This window comes from Candidatus Mycoplasma haematominutum 'Birmingham 1', from assembly GCF_000319365.1.
In the GTDB taxonomy this organism is placed as follows: Bacteria; Bacillota_I; Bacilli_A; order Mycoplasmatales; family Mycoplasmoidaceae; genus Eperythrozoon_A; species Eperythrozoon_A haematominutum.
On sequence record NC_021007.1, the window covers coordinates 390961 to 408296 of the forward strand.

At 39.0% G+C, this 17336-nt stretch carries 26 protein-coding genes, 6 tRNA genes and 1 other RNA gene; 2 read left to right on the plus strand and 31 right to left on the minus strand.

Translation table 4 applies throughout. The annotated features are described in order from the left end of the window. Positions 1 to 70: 70 nt before the first annotated feature. Positions 71 to 155, plus strand: an RNA gene (gene ffs / locus MHM_RS02870) — signal recognition particle sRNA small type. Between the two features lie 34 nt (positions 156 to 189). Here ffs and MHM_RS02060 read toward each other — a convergent pair. The 12 genes from MHM_RS02060 to MHM_RS02115 all read right to left on the minus strand — a co-directional run bounded on the left by MHM_RS02060 (position 190) and on the right by MHM_RS02115 (position 4185). Continuing rightward, entirely contained in the window at positions 190 to 1083 is an 894-nt protein-coding gene (locus tag MHM_RS02060) for a hypothetical protein (protein WP_015511786.1), read from the minus strand. After that, positions 1062 to 1135 (minus strand) — tRNA-Gly (locus tag MHM_RS02065). Before MHM_RS02065 ends, MHM_RS02060 begins: the two co-directional genes overlap by 22 nt. Positions 1136 to 1183: 48 nt before the next feature. Next, positions 1184 to 1270 (minus strand) — tRNA-Leu (locus MHM_RS02070). A gap of 80 nt (positions 1271 to 1350) precedes the next feature. Further along, positions 1351 to 1426, minus strand: a tRNA-Lys gene (locus MHM_RS02075). A 53-nt stretch (positions 1427 to 1479) separates the two neighbouring features. After that, positions 1480 to 1554 (minus strand) — tRNA-Lys (locus MHM_RS02080). A 2-nt stretch (positions 1555 to 1556) separates the two neighbouring features. After that, positions 1557 to 1631: transfer RNA gene (locus tag MHM_RS02085), tRNA-Gln, on the minus strand. Positions 1632 to 1636: 5 nt separating this feature from the next. Further along, a tRNA-Tyr gene (locus MHM_RS02090) sits at positions 1637 to 1724 on the minus strand. 51 nt (positions 1725 to 1775) lie between these two features. Then, entirely contained in the window at positions 1776 to 2468 is a 693-nt protein-coding gene (locus tag MHM_RS02095) for a hypothetical protein (protein ID WP_015511787.1), read from the minus strand. Continuing rightward, on the minus strand, positions 2422 to 2970 hold the full coding sequence (locus MHM_RS02100; protein WP_015511788.1) for a translation elongation factor P: 549 nt from the start codon (positions 2968 to 2970) through the stop codon (positions 2422 to 2424). Before MHM_RS02100 ends, MHM_RS02095 begins: the two co-directional genes overlap by 47 nt. An 8-nt stretch (positions 2971 to 2978) precedes the next feature. Next, entirely contained in the window at positions 2979 to 3524 is a 546-nt protein-coding gene (locus tag MHM_RS02105) for a dUTPase (protein WP_015511789.1), read from the minus strand. A 73-nt stretch (positions 3525 to 3597) separates the two neighbouring features. Next, a complete protein-coding gene (rplT, locus tag MHM_RS02110) occupies positions 3598 to 3963 on the minus strand; it encodes a 50S ribosomal protein L20 (RefSeq protein WP_015511790.1) in 366 nt (121 codons plus the stop codon). A gap of 3 nt (positions 3964 to 3966) precedes the next feature. Next, complete coding sequence (locus MHM_RS02115) at positions 3967 to 4185, minus strand: large ribosomal subunit protein bL35 (RefSeq protein WP_015511791.1); 219 nt, start codon at positions 4183 to 4185, stop codon at positions 3967 to 3969. A 166-nt stretch (positions 4186 to 4351) separates the two neighbouring features. On the opposite strand from MHM_RS02115, the gene MHM_RS02120 reads away from it, so the two are divergent. Next, complete coding sequence (locus tag MHM_RS02120; protein WP_015511792.1) at positions 4352 to 5662, plus strand: lysylphosphatidylglycerol synthase domain-containing protein; 1311 nt, start codon at positions 4352 to 4354, stop codon at positions 5660 to 5662. A 61-nt stretch (positions 5663 to 5723) separates the two neighbouring features. On the opposite strand, the gene MHM_RS02125 is transcribed toward MHM_RS02120, so the two are convergent. The 19 genes from MHM_RS02125 to MHM_RS02210 all read right to left on the minus strand — a co-directional run bounded on the left by MHM_RS02125 (position 5724) and on the right by MHM_RS02210 (position 17325). Continuing rightward, entirely contained in the window at positions 5724 to 6614 is an 891-nt protein-coding gene (locus MHM_RS02125; RefSeq protein WP_015511793.1) for a hypothetical protein, read from the minus strand. Between the two features lie 232 nt (positions 6615 to 6846). Then, on the minus strand, positions 6847 to 7494 hold the full coding sequence (locus MHM_RS02130) for a hypothetical protein (protein WP_187286223.1): 648 nt from the start codon (positions 7492 to 7494) through the stop codon (positions 6847 to 6849). A 96-nt stretch (positions 7495 to 7590) separates the two neighbouring features. Further along, on the minus strand, positions 7591 to 8226 hold the full coding sequence (locus MHM_RS02135; RefSeq protein ID WP_015511796.1) for a hypothetical protein: 636 nt from the start codon (positions 8224 to 8226) through the stop codon (positions 7591 to 7593). A gap of 47 nt (positions 8227 to 8273) precedes the next feature. Further along, on the minus strand, positions 8274 to 8768 hold the full coding sequence (locus tag MHM_RS02140) for a hypothetical protein (protein WP_015511797.1): 495 nt from the start codon (positions 8766 to 8768) through the stop codon (positions 8274 to 8276). Between the two features lie 130 nt (positions 8769 to 8898). Then, positions 8899 to 9474, minus strand: coding sequence for a hypothetical protein (locus tag MHM_RS02145; RefSeq protein ID WP_146222383.1), 576 nt, complete (start codon positions 9472 to 9474; stop codon positions 8899 to 8901). Positions 9475 to 9811: 337 nt separating this feature from the next. Beyond that, positions 9812 to 10144 (minus strand): hypothetical protein, encoded by a 333-nt coding sequence (locus MHM_RS02150; RefSeq protein ID WP_015511799.1) that lies wholly within the window; start codon positions 10142 to 10144, stop codon positions 9812 to 9814. Positions 10145 to 10170: 26 nt separating this feature from the next. Next, a complete protein-coding gene (locus tag MHM_RS02155; protein ID WP_146222384.1) occupies positions 10171 to 10764 on the minus strand; it encodes a hypothetical protein in 594 nt (197 codons plus the stop codon). Between the two features lie 70 nt (positions 10765 to 10834). Continuing rightward, positions 10835 to 11497 (minus strand): hypothetical protein, encoded by a 663-nt coding sequence (locus MHM_RS02160; RefSeq protein WP_015511801.1) that lies wholly within the window; start codon positions 11495 to 11497, stop codon positions 10835 to 10837. 471 nt (positions 11498 to 11968) lie between these two features. After that, entirely contained in the window at positions 11969 to 12295 is a 327-nt protein-coding gene (locus MHM_RS02165) for a hypothetical protein (protein ID WP_015511803.1), read from the minus strand. Positions 12296 to 12402: 107 nt separating this feature from the next. Next, positions 12403 to 12600: a hypothetical protein gene (locus tag MHM_RS02170; RefSeq protein ID WP_015511804.1), complete on the minus strand. Its 198-nt coding sequence runs from the start codon at positions 12598 to 12600 to the stop codon at positions 12403 to 12405. A gap of 10 nt (positions 12601 to 12610) precedes the next feature. Next, entirely contained in the window at positions 12611 to 13138 is a 528-nt protein-coding gene (locus MHM_RS02175; RefSeq protein ID WP_015511805.1) for a hypothetical protein, read from the minus strand. Beyond that, the gene (locus tag MHM_RS03010; protein WP_015511806.1) at positions 13080 to 13259 is read right to left on the minus strand and encodes a hypothetical protein; all 180 of its coding nucleotides are present in this window, start codon (positions 13257 to 13259) and stop codon (positions 13080 to 13082) included. Before MHM_RS03010 ends, MHM_RS02175 begins: the two co-directional genes overlap by 59 nt. A 2-nt stretch (positions 13260 to 13261) precedes the next feature. Then, positions 13262 to 13870 (minus strand): hypothetical protein, encoded by a 609-nt coding sequence (locus MHM_RS02180; RefSeq protein ID WP_015511807.1) that lies wholly within the window; start codon positions 13868 to 13870, stop codon positions 13262 to 13264. Positions 13871 to 13887: 17 nt separating this feature from the next. Continuing rightward, positions 13888 to 14556 carry a hypothetical protein gene (locus tag MHM_RS02185; RefSeq protein ID WP_015511808.1) on the minus strand — a complete coding sequence of 223 codons (669 nt, stop codon included), beginning with the start codon at positions 14554 to 14556 and terminating at the stop codon, positions 13888 to 13890. A 7-nt stretch (positions 14557 to 14563) separates the two neighbouring features. After that, entirely contained in the window at positions 14564 to 15184 is a 621-nt protein-coding gene (locus MHM_RS02190; protein ID WP_146222385.1) for a hypothetical protein, read from the minus strand. A gap of 119 nt (positions 15185 to 15303) precedes the next feature. Then, positions 15304 to 15657: a hypothetical protein gene (locus MHM_RS02195; RefSeq protein ID WP_015511810.1), complete on the minus strand. Its 354-nt coding sequence runs from the start codon at positions 15655 to 15657 to the stop codon at positions 15304 to 15306. Positions 15658 to 15690: 33 nt separating this feature from the next. Further along, entirely contained in the window at positions 15691 to 15885 is a 195-nt protein-coding gene (locus MHM_RS02200; RefSeq protein WP_015511811.1) for a hypothetical protein, read from the minus strand. Between the two features lie 8 nt (positions 15886 to 15893). Next, positions 15894 to 16493 (minus strand): hypothetical protein, encoded by a 600-nt coding sequence (locus MHM_RS02205; protein ID WP_015511812.1) that lies wholly within the window; start codon positions 16491 to 16493, stop codon positions 15894 to 15896. A gap of 166 nt (positions 16494 to 16659) precedes the next feature. Continuing rightward, complete coding sequence (locus tag MHM_RS02210) at positions 16660 to 17325, minus strand: hypothetical protein (protein ID WP_015511813.1); 666 nt, start codon at positions 17323 to 17325, stop codon at positions 16660 to 16662. Between the last annotated feature and the right edge of the window lie 11 nt (positions 17326 to 17336).

A 17336-nucleotide genomic window follows, 5' to 3' on the forward strand; every position in this document is an offset into this window, starting at 1 on the left:
CTTCCCATATGGGAAGGAGAGTTCCTCTCCTCTTACAAGCTAACCGTTAATTTGTTTCTTAAAATTTCATCTGCTGTAGCTAATGCTTCAGTGCGAACCAAGTCAGGCTAGAAATAGAGCAGCTTTAAGAATTGGGTATTGAGCTACAGTCCTTTATACGATCAAATTACTGAGGGAAAACTTAACCCTCTAACGTCTAGCTGTACAGGTAACACAACTGAATGCCATTCTCACTATATAGATAGCCATTTGCATCAATTGAACTAATATTTCAAACACAAAGAAGAGCTCTCACTTCTTAATAGCAACTGGATCTTTTTCATCTACATATCTCGTAACCATCTTCATTCTGTATATAGAGAGTATAGGGGAAACAAATACAATAGCCCCGTACAGCAGCATCATTAACATCTTCTTAGCTTCTCAAAGACCACTTAGTGAAGAACTTCCACTTCCGCCTAATGTAAATGTAGCTAATGTAACAACTAGCCCTACAAGGAACAACCCTAGATATGCAAGATAGCAGTTCTTCACAAATCTAGATAATTTCAAAGCAGTACTGTGACGTTGCATCAAAACTCCTATTGCAGCTGGAATTGCATACACCAATAATGTAGCACCAAATAAAGCGCCGCCCAGTCCTACATTAGCAAAACCTGAATCTCCTGAAGTTACTCCAATTAACTCTAATCCCTTAAATAAAGCAATAAATATAGTACCGTATGTGACCATTAATGTAATATAAGCTCTCCTCACAAATTTAGGAGTTACATCCATAGGATTACTGTGATATCTCGGTAGATAATACAACATCAATGCAGCTCCTGAAATCAATGCAGCTATTAGGCAAGCTCCTTTAAATCCACTATTTTCCATCACACTTTTAAACGGTCCTACTCCACTAATTGCTGAAATTGCACATACTGCAGCACCAAATCCCCCAAAACTTAATGCAGCCTGGGAAAATACTCTCTTTAAGAAGTTGTATTCAAAATCAGATATCTCCTCTTGGAGATATCCCCTAAATGTATCTCAATTAAATATAGCTCTCATTCCTACAGTGGAGCAGCCAGAGGGAATCAAACCCTCATCCTTTGCTTGGAAGGCAAATATTTTATCACTAAACTATGGCTGCACACAGTCATCTCGCTGTCTAAGGTTATGTTAATAAAAAAACAATCTCTGGTGCTGGGAGAGAGACTCGAACTCACACGCAATTCCTTGCACGGGGACTTAAATCCCGGGCGTCTACCAATTTCGCCACCCCAGCAATACCTATAAAGATTCTAAATTAACTTTTTAAAAAATACATTCTAGATAAAAGAATAAATTATAGCTTAATTTTAAAAGTGGTGACCCACCTGGGATTCGAACCCAGGACCCTTTGGTTAAGAGCCAAATGCTCTGGCCGCTGAGCTAGTGAGTCTCTTAGATAAGTTTAAAAGCAGTAAAAAAATGTTAAATTCGTAAGTTCTTAAGTGGTGATTCACCTGGGATTCGAACCCAGGACCCTTTGGTTAAAAGCCAAATGCTCTTCCGCTGAGCTAGTGAATCATTGGCTGGGCTGGAGGGATTCGAACCATCGCATCATGGAGTCAAAGTCCATTGCCTTGCCGCTTGGCTACAGCCCAACAACTGGTGGGCAAGGAGGGATTCGAACCCCCGTAACCTAAAAAGGTATCTGATCTACAGTCAGATGCGTTTAACCACTTCGCTACCTACCCTTTCCCCCAATATACAGGGAATCTCTAACTAATTTTAGAAGCCTCACTGCACTAACTAAGTAATTCTACTATCTTATCTAATTTCAACTCAATTTGAGCACTATTCCCTAATCTTTCCCTGGTATTTAAACTCCCTATAGCCTGAAATTCTCTCTTCGTACCTTTTCATCAAGTGTAACTACTCTCCACCCTAAAGAAGATAACTGTTTTATAAGACTCTAAGGTGAACTTTCGAAGTTTATCTATAGAGTCTGTAAAACATACTAAAGGATAAATGGATTCCTTTAAGTACCTAGTGGAGGGAATCTTATAGAGTATCTCTAGGGAAGAGAGTAGAAATAATCACCTAGGTCTAGAATTGGTGAGAATGCAAAACTTAAAGCTTCTCCCCTTCTGAAAGTTAGATTTATATGCTGCAGAGAGTAAAAAACTAATTGAGAGTAATTCAAGTTTAAGTGTAGGACTATAAAACACTATTAGATTATGCTTTGGAGTTAAATAGTCTCCCATTCTGAGGTGATTCTCCTGTCTACTATACTGAGAGATTATTCAGTACACTCTCTTAAAGAAAGAATATCTAGCTGTATACTCTTCAGGGCCTTTATAACCTCTTCTATGCCTCCAAGAATATATAGAGAAGCACCCCAAAAAGGGGAGAAATATCGGAGAGAGGAGTATCCCTAGAGAGAGATAACTTTTACTTTGAGCTGTACTTTCCATCCTGAGTAGAGATATATACCTCATCTCCCTGCTTTAAAAACATAGGTACTAAACACTCATGACCTGTATTGAAACTAGCCTTTTGAACTTCATCATTTACAGGAGATAGAGAAACTATAGAGAGTTTGACCTTTTCGGGAAGTACAAAATTAATAAGATGATCTTCAAATCACACTAACTGAAGAGTCATTCCCTCTACTAAATAGGGAGAGGCTCAGGAATATTCTGAGAGAGGGAGTGAGTACTCCTCATATGTTTGAGTATCACAGAACTTAAGAAACTCTCCCTCTCTGTATGTAAATACTACTTCCTGCTTATTTAATTGAGCCTTTTCCAATCTTCAGTTGGATAATTCCTCTACAAAGATTGATTTAGTATATAAATTCTTGAGTTTACACTTGACTATTCCTCCTCTCATGGCAGTCTTATTGAAGGAGTGATCTAGGACTAGATGAGGCGCACCGTTTCAGACTATAGTTTGACCTGCTCTCAACTCTCTAGCTTCAATCATTTTGTCGCTAGACAAATTAAGGTTTAAATTGTAGGTTTGACCCCTAGTCGTGCAAAATTAGTCTCTCACTTAACGAGATAGAGGGAATATATTTCCTCTCACGTAAGTGCTAATCAGTGACTTATTGTCTTAACTCAACCAAGTCATTCTTCAAAGCACTCAGCCTCTATAGCTTTGTGTATTCCCCTCATTCAGTCAGCAAAAATGTTCAATAGTTCTGTTCTGACCCTCTGACTAGACTGAGCCTCTACAAACATATTAGCTCTCCCCTCACTAGGAGAGACTCCTAGTTCATAGTTAGAGACTATTTCTTCTTTCTTGTATATGATAGAAAGAGATAGAGTGAAGTGTAGCATATCTATATACTCCTCTCTTAATCTTTCTACATTTACTGGATTATTAGTTCAGTATTTGAAGAGTTTAGTCTCATTTAAAAATTCATAGAATTCAACTATGAGTGCTACTTTTCGAGAAAGCAGAATTGAATGATCCTCTAGTTTAATATTCTGTAGACTCAAAACTGTTGAGTCTAGCTGAGCCTGTAATTTAATTAGAGAACCTAGTCTCATAAATTAATTGGGTTTAAAAGTTTATTTTAGAGGAGTTAAGATAACTCCTCTTAGAGCTGTCTGTTCCTCTAGTCTAGTTTGATTTAGACTCCTGAAGTTTTACAGCAGATAATACTACTGTCTTAAACTGTGAGGGATGATGAATTGCTAATTCTGATAATACTTTTCTATTTAGGTTTATATTAGACTTTTTAAGGCAATTTATTGCCTTAGAATAAGACAAATCTAACTCTCTGAAGGCTGCATTCAGTCTAATAATTCATAACCTCCTAAAGTCTCTCTTTCTATTCTTTCTATCTCTGTAAGCATACTGATCAGCCTTAAATACTGACTGTCTAGCTACCTTATATCCTTTATGACGATGACCTCAGTAGCCTTCAGCCCTATTTAATACCTTCTTTCTACGTTTTCTAGTAGCAACACTATTTGTGGCTCGCACCCTCTAACTTCTCTTACCTTGGAGTAGATGAGCAGTAATCTTCTCCTGAGCTTTATTAAATAGAGTACTCTTTCTTAGTTGCTTTTTCTGCTTAGTACTCTTAGCTGAAGCGCAGTGACTTCTGTGAGAGTGTTTTCGCTTTATCTTTCCTGATCCTAGCACTACTACTCTCTTTGAGAGAGCTTTCTTAGTTTTGTGCTTAATCTTCTTAACTCTTTTCAATACTAAAAACCTTAAATTTTATACACTAACTAGCATTTTAAATCCTAAGAGAGGCTTTTAAAGCCTATCTTGTACACTAAACTCTAAGCAAGCATGACTTTGTAGGTACAATTAACGGGAAAGTCCTCCTGCGCGAGGATTTTCCCTAACAAAGAGACTCTCCCTCTTGTACTACTCTAATCTCTCCCTAGTTAGGGGGGAGAACTATATAAGAGAGCCGGTACAAATATATAAAACAGGCTCTAGAGATAAAAAACATTGAATAGTTCAGACGGGAAGGAGATTTTATAACTTCAATAAAAAATACTTTATAAACATTTGAGCTATTCTCTTCTTACTCACTATCTTTTTAAACTTTTATCTCTTTCAACCAATCAAATGATCTTCTTTCAAAGCTATATTTCAGAAAGATTATGTAACTAGTACTACCTTTATCAGTGTACTTATATTTGGACTCTCCTTCTTCCTGATAAATGATTTAATACTTGCTAAGCTTACCTTTGCAGGACGAATAAGAACTAACACTAATAAAAAGATCTCAGTAATAGAGTGGATAAAACTCCACTCAATTACATTCTTTATTCGTTCTATTACTCCTTTTTCTATAGGCTCAGAACCTTATGTGATCTGGTGACTCAAAAAACAGGGAGTGCCGCTGCGGCAAGGTTCGGCTATAGTCTCTGCCCTAACAATAAGCTGATTTATTGCGCAAGGAGTTATTACCTGACCCTCGTTTATAAGCTTGCACATTCAAAATAGTTGAACCTCCACTGCTTCAGAACTTAAATACTACTGAATGATAGTAGTAGGACTAATAGTAGATGCTATCTCCTCTCTATTTGTATTCACTATTAGCTATTGTAAGAGAATACACTATCTAATAGCTCTAGTGAAATACAAATTTAGTAAGTTTTTTAACTTAACGGTCCTACTAACTATAGAGGAGTTAAAGAGAAAATATCTAGAAAATAAAAGTTTTAAGAGAGAATTTAAGAGAATATTCTTTGATTTGACTACATTACGTACTGTAACTGTATTTACTATTCAAAATGTACTTAATTATTCCCTGTTTGCATTACTAGCTAATGCAATAAAAGGAGATAATCACTTTTTAACTCACTTCGATATTATTAATATCTCCACTACCTCTAATAACTTTGTACCTACTCCAGGCTCTGAAGGTTCTATTCAATTTACCATAGAAAAGATGCATTCACTTACTAATAATCCCCTAACTAGTTCTAGTCAAACTCAAACAGAGGGAAGTTCAAGCGAAAACGGTACTCAGGAAATTATCTTCCTGTGGAGATGATTTCAAAAATATCAACCCTTACTTTTAAGTTCTATATTCCTATCTGGTTACTCCTTCTATAAAGTACTGAAGGAAAGTGTAAAGAAAATTTACCTTAAGACTACTGTTTCCCCTATATCGAATGCTCTATACTCTGTTAATAACTTTTTAGCAGTACCTGTTTAAATACTAGGAGTAGCCTTTTAAAAAAGTAGTCCCCTGATCGGGGACTACTAAATCTTTCTAACTATTTACCTGTCTGAGTAGCTGTAGAAGAACCTAGTAAATTACCTAGTAATGCAAAGATATTAGCAGTAGTGCTAGGAAGTGTAACTCCCTGGGTTTTAGCACCTATTTCTAGAATAAGTCCTAACTCGTAACCATCTTGACCCCGATCTTCTCTCTCTACTAAAAAGCTCTTTAATTTCTCCCTAGTTAATTCATAGGGAGCAGTAGATTGGGAGGATTGTTCTCCTCCCTGTTCGTTGTTCTGACTAGGTTTCAGCACCTTATCTACTAATTTCACTAATCTCTCTATCTTCTTACTAACTTTTTCAGGGTTCTTAGCAAATTCGCTCGCAAGTAACACTGCTAGCCCTCGCTCAGCCTTTAAAGCTGACTTAACTGATTGATCAGCACCACTTAAGATTTTCAGGGTCTTTTTAGTTTTTTCTAGTTCGCCGCCTTGAAACAATTTCTTGAAGGATTCACTTTTAGCTGAATCGCTAAAGAAGCTCACTAGTTTAGGAATCTTCGTATGTATTTCACTAAAGAACTCTGATGCATCTGACCAGTCTCCTAGAGAGTGTTGGAGTCCATCTAGGTACTGTTTGGTCTCATTAAGGGAGTTAAAAGTTACTCCCAGTGAACTAAAGAACTTGATTAATTCAGTAATTGAGCTTTTTAAAGTTTCTACTCCCTGTTTAATTAAGTTCCACAGCTGAGTTGCTGCAGAGGGAATAGTGCTTCCAAAAAATGTAATCAGGAAATTGGAGTTTCCTGCCTGTATTTGAGTAGAACTGCTAGAGGGTGTAAAGAGTGAACTGAGTTGAGTTCCAAATTGACCTAACTTTTTAGTTAACTGGGCTCCATTCGTTGACTCTGAGATAATCAAAGCAGAGAGAGCGCCCCCCCCCAATAAGAGTGGCTGCAGACCCTAAAAGATAGGGCTTAGTAAGTAATCCCTGAATCAAAAATTTAGAAGCTATCACTCCTGGAAGAATCATCCTAAAAATTAAAGATTATTAGGTTAATAGTGTAACCCTAATAGGAGGGCATTTCCCCCTCATTGGGGGAAGCTTCCCTAGATATCTACTCTCTAAAGATAAGTTTTAAAAGTACTTCCTGAGTCTACACTAACTTAAGGGAGTTTAGCTTCTTGCCTTAAATGTCACCTGCTGTCATCCGTTAGAGGAAGGAGACTGAAAGTTTTTAATTGTGACGCTACTTTCTGATCCCTGAGTTGATGCTGGTGTTCAACATGTATCTCCTGAGCATGCCTTAATAGTTAAATTCTTACCGCTGCTTCCCTGTTGTTGTTTCTCAATGGAGATTCACTGTGAAGTTCCTGAAGTACCGGTACACAATCCTATATATTCTATGTTCTCTGACTGACTTCCTGAAGAGGATGAAGGCAATACAAATTGATTGCTACCTCCTGTAGTGCACATAGTTCTCCACTGATTTTGACCCTGAGCCGAGGATGTAGCTCATTTACTATCTGAGCTGTTTCATTTTTCAGAAAATAGATTAGAGAAATGAGTCTCCTCAGTCCCCACTTGAGAGGTACTGCCTCCTTGATCTGAACTTATAGACCAACAAGGCTCTTTAGCATTATTGTCTCCAAATTGAACAACCTTTCATCCACTAGAGTCGGATGCAGCACATTTATTCACCTGAATGCTAGTTGTATTGGGGGGGGCGCTTCGAGAAGCTGAAACTCTACTTTTAGAACCAAATGATAGGGGAAGTCCTACAGCAGAACCAAATATCACTGTTGTGACAAGAGCTAGTCACATTCTGGCTCCAAACACAGTTATTACCTAAATCTCTTTAACTAGCTTTCCAAAAAGCTACTTCCTGTACTAAATTTGATACTTCCATACATTCTTCCCCTACTTTAAGCTGAAGAATTTAATATCTTTCCAGTGAGTTGCGCTCTTGTTCTTAAAAATAACAGGTGTTTCGGATGTAATATCATCTGTTCAACATTCTTTGCCGCTCGCGCATACTGAAAGTTCAACACTATCGGTGCTATTACGTTTTAACTCTACAAAATTGATAGTTGAATCGCCGATACTATCTAATTTTGAGCTATCACCACAATAGCCTCAAATTCGTGAATTATTTGAGTTTCCTGAAGTTGTACCTAATTTTCAATGAAGATTTCCCTTGCTACATTCGCTGCTTCAATTTCCATAATTAGACTGTTCGGTTTTAGTTCACAATTCCTCTAACAACTTTGTTATCTCTGAAGCTGTAGTATCAATGTTTATTGGCTCAGTTTCATCGTCTCCTTCTGGGTCTGATTCGTTGATCTTGTCTACTCTTCAGCAGCTCTTTTGTGCACCCTTACTTCCAAATAGCACACTGTCATTAGTTTCAGTATTTGAAGTATCGCATTTCTCTAGTGAAAAATTTACCTTACCTGCATTTCTTGAACTCCCATAAGTTATGGCCGGCACCGCTATAGCACAGCCTGCTCCTAACGCACCGAAAAAGCTCAATAGAATGCTTAAAACTCAAGCCACCTGCAGCTATACTAATCTATCTAATTGCAGAGAGGGTAAAAATCTCCCTAGCTAGCTTTTGCATAAAACTTTACTGTATTTCACTGATCACTATCCTTGCAAGAGAAAGTAGAGAGGGTACCTGCTGAATAATTATCAGTTCAACAATCTTTACCCTTTAGACAAACATCAAGAGTCTTAGCTGTTGTGTCGCTGGACTGTTTAATCTCTACATAAATTGTGTTCTCTGCGCTATTTTCCCCTTCTTGACCGCAATACCCTAGAATTGATGCACTTGTCCCTCCTCCACTAGCTGAATTCAACTTTCACTGAAATTTCCCTTGCTGACATTCAGTAACTCAATTCCCAATTGGTGTTAAATTCCCGCCTGCTTGCTGAGTGTTTAGCGCCTGAGTAAACAACTCTCCTAATATTGGAAGTTTAGTAGAGTCGATAGAAGTAGCTTCACTATCCTGCTCATCTTCACTATCTGCTGTCTTTTCCAGCTTTCAACAGTGAGAATTAGCTGAAAGTGAGTCCAGAGAAGTAGTGGCTGATCCCATATTACCTACACACTGTTCAACTCTAGTAGATATGCTTCTAGAGTTGCTGCCTGTGGAAGCTAGAGTTATTGGAATTGCAACTGTACAACACCCTCCAGCTGCACCAGAAAGGTATAGTAGTGCCTTTAAACTAATTTTCCCTTACCTTCTTAAAAAAGCTAATATCTTTCCACTTAACTGCATCTTTAGTCTTAAATTCAGAAATACTCTCTGCATTAAAATCATCAGCTCAGCAATCCTTACCTTTTAGGCAGATACTGAAATTCATTGCAGTCTCACCCTTGGAAATATCTACAAAAGTAGTATTTTGGGTAGACAAATCGGAACTCCCGCAATATCCTACAATCTTTGAATCTTTCACTCTTCAACCTTTTCCACTTTCAATACACTCATTTTTTCACCCTTCAACATTTACATCTCCTGAACCCGCTTTTCAAATCTCACTGAAAAACTTATTTAACTGAGATTCTCCTGAAATGTAAGACATTTTCTCTGATAAATCATCCCCCTCTTCGGGCGCACTAAGTCTTCAGCAAAGCTCGCTATTTAACTCCTCTCCTACGAAAATTTTCTCTGAATAATTCTCATTCTCGCATTTGCCTATCTTTAGTTCTCCTCTATCTCCTGAAAGGGAAGAGCTACTCAGTGAGATAGGCACACTAACAGCACAACTTACACTTGTTGCTCCTGCCAGCCCCGACAGCACCTTGGAAAAGCCAGTCAACTATTCTCTCTACTTAAAGTGTTTCAGTGCTTGTTGGACTATAAAACTTAACCTCTTTTCACTTCCCTGATACCTTGGATTGAAATGTAGATAACTTGGCGCTATCATAGGAGTCTGACCAGCACTCCTTACCTGCTGCGCAAACAGATAGTGACTTTATCGAAGTTTGTTCCTGAGAAATATCTACAAACGGTACGTTTGACTCTGTGATCGAAGCTCCAGAGGTATTATCGCAGTAACCGATTATCCAATTTTGGGTTGTACTAGTTGCTTCACTATTTCCTGCAGGTTTCTCCCATTTTCACTTAAAAGAACCGGATTAGCGCTTCTCGCTTCAGTTATTAGCGCTTACTGCTCCATTACTAAAAATAGAGCTAAACAAATTAGTTAATAGTGTATCATGCTGACTACTTGAAGTCTGAACTGTCTCACTCTCCTCCCCTGCTTCCTCCTGTGATGCTGTATCAAGTTTTCAGCAAAAAGCTCCCTGTAATACCTTATCTAGCGAGATTGGACTTTGACTACTACTATCTTCACATTTAGTCAATTTGATACGATTTTTTCCTACAGTACTTCAGGTTGCCGGCACTCCAATTGCGCAGCATCCTCCTGCAGCGCCAGCTATGTACAGTAGTGTTTTAGCACTAATCATTACCTATCTATCAACTAGTCAATTCCCTAACTTTGATAGAACTTCAGCTCATATCACTCATCACTGGCCTTTGTGCTAAATGTATTTAGACTCTGGGGATTGTAACTTCCTGTCCAGCAATTGTTACCACTTACACATACTCTTAAATTCTGATTCGAATCGCTAGAGTGTTCTAAGAACATAAGATTTGAGGACTCATCAGAATCAACACTTGAGGTAAATCTATCGTCACAATAGCCTTTTACTGTTTCTTTCTCCCCAACAGTTATCTTTCAACCTTTAGTTGAGTCTGAACACTCACTCTTTCACATCCCATCATTCCCACTATTTCAGTACTCAATTCCCCTATTTCAGATAGTCTCTAATACTTTATTTAAGAGAGCATCCTTAGAAGTGTCGAAAATACTACTACTATTATCCTCTCCTGATTCCTCTTCCTCCTGTATAATTTTTCAACAAGCTGACTGAGTTGTATTTGAGTCCTCAGGCAACCGGATTTCAGCTATATCCTCTGAAGTTAAACATCTTTTAATACTTACTTTTTGCATCTCCCTTGAACCTCCACTTGCACTAAGTGAAATAGGTACACTTACAGCACAAGAACCGCCCACTAAACTCAATAAACTAAAAAGCTTATAGGGAAAAGCCAAAAAGCAATTACACTACACTTTCTAAATGCCTTTCAAAATATTACTTCTTAATTTGTCCATCACTATTCTCATAGAAATTAATTGAGTTTCAAAAATTATTCACAGGTGTTTTAAATTCCCTAACATTTTGTCCATCAAAACTATCGCTCCAACACTCTTGTCCCTGTGAACATACCTTAAGTTGAGTATTGTGCTTTCCACTCTCCCCACTCCTTATCTCTAAAAAGTTAGTTGAACTATCTCTTTCAGTAGCACTCATTCCAGACTCGAGCTTACAATTTCCTAGTACTCTTTTCCTTGCATCAAGGGAACTAAGTCTTCAACCGGAAGTGCCTGTTCCGCAACTCACTTTTCAATTAGAATACTCCCCTGAGGGTCAACTTCCTGTTCAACCATTCCAAGTCTCTCTCAGTAAATCAACTAACTCTGAAGAGAGGCTTCCAGAGCTGGGCTCACCATCCTCAGCTTCTCCCCCCTCCTCATCGTCAGAAGATGACAAACTATAACACAGAGAATGGTGACTGGTATCTCCAAATGAAACTGATGTTCGCTGAATTCCTTCCACTTCCGTTGAACATTTCACTAGCTCTATATTTCTCCTAGTTGACTTTTTAGAGATACTCAGCGCCACAGGCACTCCAACAGCGCAACATCCTCCCGCTAGACTAAAGGCACCGACCAGTGCTTGAGTTAACAACTTCACTGAGCTCTAAAAGCTTTTGTAGTTTAAGTGACTGCTTAAAGATAACCCTTATCTAGGCACTGAAAATTGTTGAGCTTAAACTTACAGCTCTAGTATAAAAGTGAACTATTCCCGGGATCGGAAATAAGTCCCTATATACTCATTCTCTAACGCGCTCTTTTTAAGTTTTCAATCCTATTTACTAGAGTTACTACTACACTGCCTGTCATTAAACAATTGAATCTGATTTCCTGTTCCTTGCTTCCAGTAATAGTACTTCGTATAGGGACCGTATATCTTTATCAACTTATATCCTGAAGAACCTGAACAGGGATAAGCCCACCTTGAAATCCCTGTAGTTCCTCCATTCGGTATCTTCTGACTTAAGGGTACTGAGATAGAGGTTGCGAGCGCCCCCCCCCGAGAGAGTGACTACAGAGCCTAGCGCTATAGGACTTGAAACTAAGGAAGTGAGTGCTGTTTTAAGCACCTCTAATTTTTCTTTTTAAAACTTACTAAACTTCAGTTACCAGAGGTACTACTTAGACTATGGATATTTGATGAAGTTGATGAAGTTCAACAGGGAGAGCCTTGACAAACCTTAAGTTGAAAAGTACCGGAAGTCTTATTCTCTATGGAAACTCAGGCTTGATTATCAGCACTTGATGAGGTACTGCAAGTTCCAATGTACTCTGGATTATTACCTCCTGAACCTCCAGTGTTTGAAATTATAAATTGATATCCACTTCCATTTGTACACTGATTTCTCCAGGTGCTATCACTGGTTGAGGACCAACTGCTTGTCTTATTAGACCACATTTTTTTAAATAGCTCCGAATACTCACTATCTTTAGTAATGTTTCCTGAACCTGTACTTGCTTGTTCTACACTTCAGCAAACATCTTTAGCGCTTGAGTCTCCATAATCTACAGTAGTAGAGTAGGAATTGTCACTAGTCGAACACTTCTGTAATTTAAGTCCAGAGTCAGTTCCGCCCCCCCCGTTTGAGCTGTGCCGGGCTTTCCTAATCCCTTCTGAGCACTAAACGACATCGGTAACCCTACAGCAGAACCGAATATCACTGCCGTTACAAGTGCAAGCAACAGTTTAGGAGAGAGAAACATCTAACTTAAACTAATTACCCTGCTGAAAAGTTACAGTTTTTCAACTGTTAGCTTTATCGGATTCTAACTTTTTCTGAGAGGTGCTATCTTCACTTCCTGACTCTAGCTGCCAACAATTGTCCACTCCCCTACAGACTAAGATAGTACGATTACTGTTCTTCTCCTGTTTTTTTACAAAGAGCACATTCTCTGATTGGGTAGAACTTCCACACAGTCCTAGGTATTCATCCTTTTCATTCTCGCCGTCTGACTGATTGCCGGAACTTCAAATCTCCCATTGAGAAGTACCGTTTGTGCACCTGGTTTTTCAGTTTTCAAATGTATCATCTGATCACTCTTGAGTAGCAGAACCTCAAACCCCCTTGAATAATTTAGTATAGTCCTCCTTATTAGTTAAACTTTCTCCCTCTTCCTGAACTTTTCAACACACCTTACTACTTGATTGAGCTCCAAACTGCACTGTCGAAGTGCTTCCTGAACTACCTGACTGACACTCCGACAGCTCTACTGAAACCGTAGAGGTGCCCCCCCCCTGCACTACTACTGGCTGTCGAAGTAGTCTGTCTTCCCCTAGAAGTTAGTGTTAGGGGTAATCCTACTGCAGCACTTACTCCCGCAAGACCAAATAGCACTAAACACAGATTTAAAAGTAAAGCCATCTCTAATTTCTATAAAAAGACACACTATTCCAACTGCCTGCTTTCTCCGCCTTAAATACCTTAGTACTGTTAGACAATTCTTCCTTTGCTCAACAGTTAGTACTGCATACATATAGCTTTACTACACTCGAATCCTCTCCAACTTGACCCTCCTTTTTAATAAAAGGAATACCTTCTTGATTAGCTGAATTACACAACCCTAGATATTCTGCACTTCCCTCAGTAGTCAGAATAACTCATCCTGATTCAGAGTCAGTGCACTGCTGCAACCAGTGAGTTGAACTATCATTTTTCCAACTCTCTGTACCTCTATTCCACTTGTGAGCAAATAGAGAACTTAACTCCTGTGAATTTACACTAGCAACTTGCTGAACGCTTCCCTCTCCCTGTGGCTTCTCCACTGATCAACATACACTGAGACTATCTTTATCTCCAAATGAAACTAATTCCCTATTATTGTCTCCTACTGAACCATCGCAACTCACTATATTTAATTTATCAGTAACGGTTGAACTCCCTCTTGTAAGAGTAAGCGGCACTGACACAGCGCTTACCGCTCCTGTCGCTCCAGCAACACTAACTATAGTCTTAAAAGCTGGAGCTAAGTTCAATTAAATTCAGAAAATAGCTAAGTTGATGATAGTGATACAAAGCTTAACTCTCTTCAATTGGAATCATTCTTATTCTGGAAAGTAGAAATCTGGTTATCTCCTGTTGAGGAGGTAGTAAAGCAATTTCGATAACACAGCTTCAGTGTTAGGTTTTTACCCTGTTCAGTGGAACTATCTATCTCTAGAAAACTTACAGCAGCGCTAGGAGTTGTAGAAGTATTACATGTTCCTATATACTTCACAGTGCCTGCAGATTCACTGTCTCCTCCAGAAGTAGACAAAGTTCACTGAGGTCCACTACCTCCAACTACACACATACTCCTTCAACTAGTATCTCCGGAAAACTTACTTTCTGTCTTTGACCACTCCTTCTTAAACAATTCAGTTAGGGAGGTATTCACTGTCTCTATTTCTCCAGTTTGACTCTCACTAGGTTCCTTCAATTTTCAGCAGAGTGGCCCCTTTGTGTTAGAACCAAAAGAGATTACATTCTCTCCACCGGAATTTATTCCACTACATTTTGTTAACTGCAATTGGGAAACTTGAGTACCACCTCCACTTGCAGAAGCTTGAATCATTCCTCCAGTATTATCTCCTACCGCATACATTGCGATAGGAATAGTAGTTGCACACGCACCACTTACCACTCCAACGCAACCAAACAGAGATCTCAGTGTTAGAAACATTTAACTCCTAAAAACTATGTAATTTAGATCTGCTAGTATCATAAAAACTTATATTCTTTCAATTATTACTATTTTCTCTAGCTCACTGTTTCAGTTTATAACCCTCATGAACACTATTTCCTGTCCAGCAATCTCTATCACATAACTTAAATTCACTTGAGTCCTTTAATCTCGCTGCAAAAGCGCCATTATTTTCCCGTCCTAACTTTACGTATTCTATACCTTCACAACTCTCACCTCGACCAAATTCTCATAAACTACCCTCATCTTCACTATCATACTCATCCTTTCTTCAACAATATACTAGTTGATTGCCCTCCCTTAAGTTAGCTCAAGAGAGCTGACTATTCAAAGCAGATTTCAATAGGGTAGAGAATGCATTCTGCTCCTCTAATCCCAACTGAATTCCTACGGTAGTGTAACACACTTTCGAAGAATTAGTTAAATTCCCGGGTGTAAATTCAATCCTCCCCTCAGGGGGGAGGGAAGAACTACAGGTTTCTACAGAGAGTTTTTCAGCACTGTCTAACGCCCCCCCCCGATTATGCTCATCGCCCACAACTGTATTCACCTTAGAAAGCGCCCTTCCTGCACTCAATGCAATAGGAGTGGCTACAGCAGAACTCACTCCAACAGAACTAGTTAGCCCTATCAATACTCTTGTTAAGTTTTGAATCTTACCTTAATTTAAATCCCTCCTATAAAAATTAACTTTTTTAAACTGAGCTTCCCGAGCGGAGTCTAGCTTTATCTTCTGCATTCCCCCTCTCTGAGTGTCAGCTCTACTACTTTCTCAACAATCCCCCCCCTGCAGACTGAAATGGTAGTATTTCCCTTTTCTGCTTTTTTGAATACAAATAGAGTATCCTTTAACTCGGCGCCTCTACACAGCCCTAAATAGTATTCTTTAGTCTCATCACCTTCTGCACTAGTATTTCAGATATCTCAACCAGGAGAGTGACTCTCGCAACTTAACTTCCAATCGCCGGAACTATACTCTTCCTCTCAAACCCTAGCATTTCCTCATTCCTCACTTAGTAGCGAATTAAATTCTGCCTCAGACTGAACAGCTAACTCACTCTCTCAGCATATATCCTCCACACTAGTCTCTCCAAATGAAACTACAGTTCTATTCTAGTTACTTCCTCCACACTTTGAAAATTTAAGAGCTTTTATAGCAGCTTTATTTTCACTATTCCCTCTATCTACCTGGGTTAATCCAGTCTCCACAGAAGTATTAGTCCCTAACGGTGCTGCCACTGCAAGCACCGCTCCCGCAGTACTACACAACCCTAATGCTCCCTTAAGTATCAATGAAGCATTCACCATCTCCTAAATTATGCACCCCCTTTCTTAAAAAATTTCACTGGCTTTCAATTACTAGTCTGCTCTGACTGTAACTGCTTTCTAGATCCGCTGGTTGATGAACTATCTTCTCAACAGTTGGAAGCGCATATTGAAATAGAGGTTTTAGGAGATTCATGCTTCTTCTTTACGAAGGGTGTTTCAGCTAATTCTTGACTGCTATTACACAATCCCAGCTGCTTTTCACTTTCTCCTGTAGATCATACCTCTCACTTAGAATCACACTCTTTTTTTCAGTCTTGAGCTTCATTTCAATCTTGGGAGGTAATATTCCAGTTATCCTGCAGTAAACTAGTTAAACTAGTTTCACTACTAGACAGCTGAGGCTCTCCCTCTATCTTTCAACATACTTCTCCCCCGCTAGCTGCACCAAAATCTACCTCCGTTGTAGAGCTAGAGGAAGTATCGCATTTCTCTAACTTAACACTTACTCTTGAACGCCCCCCCCCGGTTGATACTCTAGTCGTTACAGTATTCTTTCCCTGAGAATTCAACACCACGGGCACTGCAACTGAAGTGCTAATTCCTGCAACAGTTACTATTCCTAAACATAATCTCAGGAGAGAAAACATACTATCCTAAGATACTATTTCAAACTTTAAATTCAAATGCTCACTCCACCGCTCCTAACCTAAATGCTATATTTCAATGTTTTTAACTCAGTTTATCAAAATCTAGTGTCTTTTAACTGCCCTTCTCTTCCTGTGCTAATTTTTTTAGAACATATCTCTTACCTCACTAAGCTTGCGACTGAGTGTAAAACTTGACCTCCTTGAAGGCTTCAGATTTCTCTGTAGCTCAATTCTGCAGTTCCTGTTTCGAATTCCGTTCATTATTACTTCAGCAGTCAGAAGTGCAGACTCTCACTTCATAGTTATTACTTCTTTTTCTCTCTCTCTTTAGGAAAGCTCAACTGTTATTATTCTTCTGTTCTAGATACTCAATTCCTGCACATGCAGGATTACCTCTACTAATGGGTCATAGTCCCTCAGCGCTGCCATCCTCTTCACTTCCAGTACTCTCAGTCTTGCAGTAAGCCTTTACATTCTCCAGCTCTAAATTCGACCAGTTTCTATCACTAGTTCAGCCCGCCTTAAACAATTCAGAAAATTTAGAATTTTGTACTTCTTCTAGCTCACTTCTTCAACATACATTAGCTATTCCTGCTTCACCAAACTGCACCTCAGTACTCCTGCTCTCAGTTCCGCACTTTACTATTTGCGGTACTTCAACATCTCTATCTACCTGACCCTGTTCACTCGAAAGTTGAACTGTATTTTCTCCCGCTGTAGAGACTGAACTAGCAACTCCTCTTCCAACCGCTAGGGAAATAGGGGTTGCAATAGCACAGCACCCACCTACTGCAGAGGAAAGATACAAAATAGGTCTAATAGCTAACTCCAAACTTTAACTAA